Here is a 2,892-nt window from a genome sequence, read left to right on the forward strand (position 1 = left end):
CGCCACCGCCAGCCCCTACCTGCGCCAGCATGCCGACAATCCGGTCGACTGGTGGCCCTGGTGCGCCGCGGCGCTGGCCGAGGCCCGGGCGCGTGACCGCCCGATCCTCCTGTCGATCGGCTACTCGGCCTGCCACTGGTGCCATGTGATGGCCCACGAGTCGTTCGAGGACGCGGCGACGGCGGCCCTGATGAACCGGCTCTTCGTCAACATCAAGGTCGACCGCGAGGAGCGCCCCGATCTCGACCGGATCTACCAGACCGCCCACCAACTCCTCTCCTCGCGCGCCGGCGGTTGGCCGCTGACCGTATTCTTGACGCCGATCGAGCTCGAGCCCTTCTTCTGCGGGACCTATTTCCCCCGCGAGCCGCGCCACGGCCTGCCGTCGTTCCGCGAGGTGCTGGAAGGCGTCGCGCGGGTCTATCGAGAACAGCGCGAGGCGATCGCCGAACAGGGGCGCGGCCTGATGGCGGCGCTGGAGGACCTCGCGCCGCGGGCCGGCGTCATCCCCGACGGTGCGCCGCTCGAGGCGGCGCGCCGCCAGTTCGCGGCGAGCTTCGATGCCGAGCGCGGCGGCTTCGGTCGGGCGCCCAAGTTCCCGCGCGTCCCGGACCTGGAGTGGCTGCTGCGCCATTGGGCGAAGACCAACGCCGCCGGGCAGCCGGACACCAAGGCCCTGGCGATGGTCGCCTCGACGCTGGAGCGGATGATCGCCGGTGGCATCCATGATCAGCTCGGCGGCGGTTTCTACCGCTACTCGGTCGATGACGACTGGATGATCCCGCACTTCGAGAAGATGCTCTACGACAACGCGCAACTGTTGGCGCTGTGCTGCGACGCCTGGCAGGCGATCGGCGAGCCGTACCTGTGCGACGCGGCCGAGGCCACCGCCGACTGGGCGATCGGCGAGATGCAGGCCGAGGCGGGCGGCTACTATTCGGCCCTCGATGCCGACAGCGAGGGGCAGGAGGGGCGCTATTACGTCTGGACGCGCGAGGCCGTCGAGGCGCTGCTCACGCCCGAGGAAATGCTCGTCTTCGCCGCCCGTTACGGCCTGGATCGGCCGGCCAACTTCGAGGGGTGCTGGCACCTGCATGCCCGGGTCGCCCCGGGCGCGGTCGCCGGGCGTCTCGGTCTGGCCCCCGCGCAGGTCGAGGACCTGCTCGCGCGCGCCCGCGGCAAGCTCCTCGCGGCGCGCCGCGCGCGGGTGCCCCCGGCCCGCGACGAGAAGGTCCTGACCGCCTGGAATGCGCTGATGATCAGCGGCATGGCCCGGGCCGCGCGGGTCCTGGGGCGGCCCGACTACCTGGCCTCGGCCGAGCGCGCCCTGGCGTTCATCCGAGCGACCCTGTGGCGCGATGGGCGGCTGCTCGCGAGCGCGATCGACGACACCGCCCACCTCCCGGCCTATCTCGACGACCATGCGATGCTGATCGAGGCCCTGCTGGAGCTGCTCCAGGCCCGCTGGCGGTCGGAGGACCTGGCATTCGCGATCGAGCTTGCCGAGATCCTCCTCGCGCGTTTCGAGGACCAGGAGGAGGGCGGTTTCTTCTTCACCGCGAGCGATCACGAGGCGCTGATCCATCGGCCCAAGCCGCTCGCCGACGATGCCTTGCCGGCCGGCAATGCGGTGGCGGCGCGGGTCCTCCAGCGGCTCGGGCACCTGCTCGGCGAGCCCCGCTATCTGGCCGCGGCCGCTGGGGTCCTGGCGGTCGCCGACGAGGCCCTGCGGCGCGTCCCCTACGCCCACGCGAGCCTGCTGATGGCCCTCGACGAGTACCTGGAGCCCGGCGAGACGGCCGTGGTGCGGGCGCCGTCGACGGAACTGCCGCGGTGGCTGGCCGAGTTGCAGCGTCCCTATCAGCCGCGTCGCTGGGTCCTTGGGATCCCCGCCGACGCGGGCGACCTGCCGGGCAACCTGGCGGCCATGGTCCCCGGGGAGGGGGCGCGGGCCTATCTCTGCCGCGGCACCCGTTGCGAGGCGCCGATCGAGGACCTCGCGCGGTTGCGGGGCCGCGGCGGGTAGGCGCCGAGGTCAGCAGGAGTAGCAGAAATAGTCCGGTAGGCCGGCGAGACGGCAGGCCTGTTTGCAGCCGCCGTTCGGGAACAGGGCCTCGAGGTGGCGGCGCTTGGCCGGGACCCCGGGTGGTGTGAGGCGATCGCCGATCGCGCAGAGCACGACGCGCGGCGTGGCCGGGATCGCATGCGTGCGGAAATAGTCGCGGAGGAAGTCGAGTACGATCCAGTGGTCCTCGCCGAGCGTCAGGCCCTCGGCGGCGGCCAGCGTGCGGGCGACGTCGCGATTCCACGCGTCGAAGTCGGCGAGGAACCCCCGCTTGTTGAGCGACAGGTCAGGGTCAACGAGCTGAATGGCTGGCATGGTTGGTAGTCCTCCACCTTGGCGATGGTCTCCGATGGCATCTCGACGGCGTCTTCCTGCGCCCATGCTCCTTGTTTCTGTCGTTGAATCGCGCCGCTGGTCGGGGCGCTCGATCATGAGTATCGGCCATGCCGTCGAGGTTCGCCAGCCTGCGGCGCGACGGGGGTGAGGGCATCCCCGTCGCGGTCGGCGTGGGGTCGAGACGGGCCAGGGCGCCAGGCTGCTAGTGCAGCACTTCAGAAATCCCGAGGCTGTTCGTTGTCGTTGTCCTGATCGTAGTCCGATCGTCGATTACGACAACGACAACGACAACGACAACGACAACGATAGTCGTTGGAGGCGGTCTCGGAACACCCGCACTGCTGTACTAGTGCAAGACTGCGCAATTCCCGAGACCGCACGCGGCGGCCTGCCACCCTCGCGTGGTAGGAGCCCGCTTGCGGGCGATCCGAGTGACGATTCAAGAACAGCCGGTACATCTTCTGGGAACTACGAAACACGCGAAACACGCG

The 2,892-nt window shown here is 70.3% G+C and carries 2 protein-coding genes; one reads left to right on the top strand and one right to left on the bottom strand.

Annotated features, from left to right (window positions below; all coding sequences use genetic code 11):
- The coding region (locus tag CKO41_RS18075) for a DUF255 domain-containing protein (protein ID WP_200383264.1) at positions 1-2,026 on the top strand (2,026 nt) is incomplete at its 5' end.
- A gap of 9 nt (positions 2,027-2,035) precedes the next feature.
- Here the strand turns inward: CKO41_RS18075 and CKO41_RS18080 are convergent.
- Positions 2,036-2,380 carry a TusE/DsrC/DsvC family sulfur relay protein gene (locus tag CKO41_RS18080; protein WP_200254710.1) on the bottom strand — a complete coding sequence of 115 codons (345 nt, stop codon included), beginning with the start codon at positions 2,378-2,380 and terminating at the stop codon, positions 2,036-2,038.
- Positions 2,381-2,892: the final 512 nt, after the last annotated feature.

The sequence above is a fragment of the Thiococcus pfennigii genome (genome assembly GCF_016583835.1).
Classification (GTDB): Bacteria; Pseudomonadota; Gammaproteobacteria; order Chromatiales; family Chromatiaceae; genus Thiococcus; species Thiococcus pfennigii.

What these genes read in the sequence shown, in the direction of transcription:
- CKO41_RS18080 (WP_200254710.1), bottom strand. Translation starts at nt 2,380, where the DNA reads ATGCCAGCCATTCAGCTCGTTGACCCTGACCTGTCGCTCAACAAGCGG.